This window comes from Cryobacterium sp. TMT3-29-2, from assembly GCF_004564305.1.
GTDB lineage: Bacteria > Actinomycetota > Actinomycetes > Actinomycetales > Microbacteriaceae > Cryobacterium > Cryobacterium sinapicolor.
Window position 1 is genome coordinate 1 of the sequence record NZ_SOGK01000083.1, and the last position, 3,650, is coordinate 3,650.

The following is a 3,650-nucleotide window of genomic DNA, read 5'->3' on the forward strand; positions in this document are numbered from 1 at the left end:
CCGCGGATGCCGCACCGGCGGCGGGCAACGCGTCGGCTGCGGTGGGAGGCGCGGGCACGGCGGTGGCGGGAGTTCCGGCCGGCAGCGCGGGTCCGGATGCGGCGGGCGCTGCCGGGCGGGTGTCGGAGGCGCCGGTGGACGTGTCGGTGGACGTGTCGGTGGAGCCTGAGCCGGATCCCGTGGTGCTGCCGGATCCCGTGGTGCTGCCGGTGGCCGCGGCGGTATCGGTGGCCGTAGCGGTCGGGGTCGGGGTCGCTGGCGCGGTCGCGGTCGGGGTCGCGGTCGGGGTCGGGGTAGTGGTCGCGGTCGCGGCGGAGGCGGTGAGGGCGGCGCCCTCCGCGGGGGCACCGGTGTCAGGGCCGGTGGCTTCGGCACCGGTCGACAGTGGCGTGAGGCTGAACCCGGCGGGCGGCAAGACAGCGCTCGGCTGCTGGTGCGCCGGGGCCGGCGCCGCACCGGTCGGGGTGTCCGTCATCAGGTCGGAGGTCGGTGCGGGGCCCGGTTCGGGGGTGCGCTCCGAGGTGGTCCTGGAACTCCGGTCCGAGGTCGGCGCGGGACCGGGCGCGGAGGCGCGCGGGCCGGCGAGGGTGCCCTGCAACACGGACGCGAACGAGCCGGTACCCGCGCCGGAGCCGGAGCTCGGGCGGGCCCCCAGTGGACCGCCCGCGGAAGAGGAGGATGCCGGCGTCTGTGCGGTGGCGTGGTGCGCCGGCGTGAGCCGGACGGAGGCGGCGTTCATCGGGAAGTTCCGTTCATGAAGGAGGCCAGTGCGGCACTGAGCTGGCTGCCGGCGGCCGACGAAGCGGTCGGCGTGGCCGCGGCGCCCGGACTCGCGGCGGCGGCCGGGGCATCCGGAATCACCCGGCGGATGGTGGTGATCTCGGAGTCGTCCATGTAGGCCTCGACCAGGCAGACCGTGCGGCCCTCATAGGGTGCGTGGATGACCTTGTTGTCACCGGCGTAGATCAGGATGTGGTCGCCGCCACCGGTGACGATCAGGTCACCGGGCCTCGCCTCGGCAAGGGATTCGACCTCGGTGCCGATCTTCATCTGACCCGATACCAGGCGCGGCACGTCTATGCCCATTTCGGCATACACGGTCTGCACCAGGCCCGAGCAGTCCATCCCGCTGCCGTCTTCACCGCCGAAGACGTAGGGCACACCCAGGTACTTCTTCGCGGCGTCGACCACGTCGGCGCCGGTGGCCCCGCCAAGGTTCGGTGCGGCCGGGCCGACCGCGGCGGCTGCCGACACGGACGCCAGGGCGTCGGCGAAGGTGTTCGCCGAGGTGCTCGCGCCCGTGCCGGCGACGCGGCCGGCGGCGGCCTGCGACTTCTGGGCGTTCGCCCCTGCTGAAAGCTGCACGAGTGTCGCCTGGATCTCGCTGACCCGGCCCATCGCCGCGATCATGGTCATCGCGGGTCACCGTCCGCGCCCCGGTTGCGGTGCCAGCCGGTTGACGCGATCTCGTCGAGGATGGTCTGTTCACGGTGCAGGTCGTCGGCCGTCACCAGGGCTCCGTGGCGACCCTCGAGCTTCTCCAACCGCACCGAATCGGCGCGGGTCGTGTCGAAGGCGACTTGAGCCTCGCCGACGGCGACCTGGTAGTTGCGGCCGAGGGCCTCCATGTCGGCCAGCATGCTGTGCGCCGACGCGCGGGCGAAGGCGATCGCGGCGAGCGTGTCGGCCCCGCTGGCCAGGGTCGGCGTGCGGTCCAGAGTCGACCTGGCCGCGGCGCGGCGCGCCGTATTGGCCTGGGCGGTGGCGTTGGCCTGAGCCAGGTCGCCGGCCGCCTGGTCCTGCTGCAGATGACGAAGCCGGAGGAGGCCGGCGAGAGCGAATGTGCGTTTCATCAGAGCGCCCCCAGCGTTCGAGTCAGTGTGGTGAGGTGGCCCCAGGCGAGCGGGGCCGAGGTCTGGTCGTCCATGCGCTGCTGCAGGAACGCGTTGATGGCGCCCTCGTTGTCGACGGCGGCGTCGACCAGCGGGTTCGTGCCCCGCCGGTAGGCTCCGACGTCGAGCAGGTCCTGCGCGTTACGACGGGCGGCGAGCACCCGACGCAGCAGACCGGCAAGCCGGTTCTGCTCCGGGCTGTTGACCCGGGAGGCGACGCGGGAGATCGAGGACAGCGCGTCGACAGAGGGGAAATGACCGAGAACAGCCAGTTTGCGGTCGAGTACGACGTGTCCGTCGAGGATCGAGCGGGCGGCATCCGCAATGGGCTCGTTGTGGTCGTCGCCGTCGACGAGCACCGTGTAGACGCCCGTGATCGAACCGGTTTCGTCGGTGCCGGCGCGCTCGAGCAGGCGGGCGAGCAGGGAGAAGGTCGACGGCGGATAGCCACGGGTGGCCGGCGGTTCGCCGACCGAGAGTCCGATCTCGCGTTGGGCCATCGCCACCCGGGTGAGTGAATCCATCATCAGCATCACGTCGGCGCCGTCGTCGCGGAACGACTCGGCTATCCGGGTGGCCAGGAAGGCGGCGCGCAGGCGCATCATGGCCGGCTCGTCGGAGGTCGACACGACCACGATCGAGCGGGCGAGCCCCTCGGCGCCGAGGTCGTCCTCGAGGAATTCGCGGACCTCGCGGCCGCGCTCCCCCACCAGCGCGATGACCGAGACCTCGGCGTCGGTGCCGCGAGCGATCATGGAGAGCAGCGAGGACTTGCCGACGCCGGAGCCGGCGAACAGGCCCATCCGCTGCCCCTTGCCAACGGTGGTGAGGGTGTCGAGCACGCGCACGCCGAGCTGGAGCGGGGTCTGGATGCGGGAGCGGGCCATGGCGGAGGGGCTGTCGTGGTCGAGGCCGACGAACCGGGCCACATCGAGAGGGCCCTTGCCGTCGATGGGACGGCCGAGGCCGTCGATGACGCGACCGAACAGGCCGGTCCCGGTGGGCACGAGGTGGGGGGTGCCGCCGGACCGCACCGGCGTTCCGATACGGATGCCGGTCATCCGGCCCAGGGGCATGCAACGGATGCCGCCCTGCGTCGTGGCGACGACCTCGGCGTCGATCTCGGCGTCGATCTCCCCGCCATCGCCGACCGTGACGAGATCGCCGATCGCGGAATTGAGACCGCGCACTTCCAGGCCGAGTCCGACGATCGACGAGACGACGCCCACCCGCTGGGGCCGGGCCGCGTCGAGCGCGGAGCGGATCCTCTCCGCCCGCGGACGCCAGGCCTGCGCCTGCGCCTGCGCCACGGTCACGACCCGGCTCCGGTGAGCGCGGCCTTCGCACGGGCCAAGGCGGTGCCGATCCGCGCGTCGAGGAATCCGTCGGGGAACTCGGCGATCGCGTCGCCGCGGGCCAGGCCGGAGTCGGCCGTGAAGTCGACGCCGGCATCCTCTCGGGTGACCAGGTCGATCAGTGCGAGGTCGTCGGGGTTCATCCGCACGGAGTGCGGGCGAACGGTGCCGAGGGCGCCGGTGCCGATGCTCTCGCCGGAGGCGAGGGCGCGGCCCAGGGCGGCCCGCGCCGAAGCGTCGGCGTCGCCGAGCGAGTGGCAGAGGATCGCTTCGGCCAGCTCCAGCGCGGTCGTGACGAGGGTGTCCTCGGCGTCCTGGACCACCGGCACGGTGCGGGCGTGCAGCGCGGCCGCGGCCGCGGCGAGCAGGGCGACCGCCCGGTCGACCCGCGCCTGGCCGTGCC

4 protein-coding genes and 1 pseudogene are annotated in these 3,650 nt (G+C 73.1%); all 5 read right to left on the reverse strand.

The window, feature by feature from the left end; all coding sequences use genetic code 11:
• A pseudogene (locus E3O67_RS09620) lies at window positions 1-739 on the reverse strand (hypothetical protein); the annotation flags it as partial.
• Complete coding sequence (locus E3O67_RS09625; RefSeq protein ID WP_135102559.1) at window positions 736-1,416, reverse strand: C40 family peptidase; 681 nt, start codon at window positions 1,414-1,416, stop codon at window positions 736-738. The gene E3O67_RS09625 and the pseudogene E3O67_RS09620, both read right to left, overlap by 4 nt.
• Window positions 1,413-1,853 carry a flagellar export protein FliJ gene (locus tag E3O67_RS09630; protein ID WP_134432417.1) on the reverse strand — a complete coding sequence of 147 codons (441 nt, stop codon included), beginning with the start codon at window positions 1,851-1,853 and terminating at the stop codon, window positions 1,413-1,415. The genes E3O67_RS09625 and E3O67_RS09630 overlap by 4 nt, the downstream gene beginning before the upstream one ends.
• Entirely contained in the window at window positions 1,853-3,202 is a 1,350-nt protein-coding gene (locus E3O67_RS09635; RefSeq protein WP_241979360.1) for a FliI/YscN family ATPase, read from the reverse strand. The genes E3O67_RS09630 and E3O67_RS09635 overlap by 1 nt, the downstream gene beginning before the upstream one ends.
• Window positions 3,203-3,204: 2 nt before the next feature.
• Window positions 3,205-3,650 (reverse strand): FliH/SctL family protein (locus E3O67_RS09640; RefSeq protein WP_241982099.1); only part of this gene is annotated, 446 nt, incomplete at its 5' end.

What these genes read in the sequence shown, in the direction of transcription:
- E3O67_RS09625 (WP_135102559.1), bottom strand. Translation starts at nt 1,416, where the DNA reads ATGACCATGATCGCGGCGATGGGCCGGGTCAGCGAGATCCAGGCGACA.
- E3O67_RS09630 (WP_134432417.1), bottom strand. Translation starts at nt 1,853, where the DNA reads ATGAAACGCACATTCGCTCTCGCCGGCCTCCTCCGGCTTCGTCATCTG.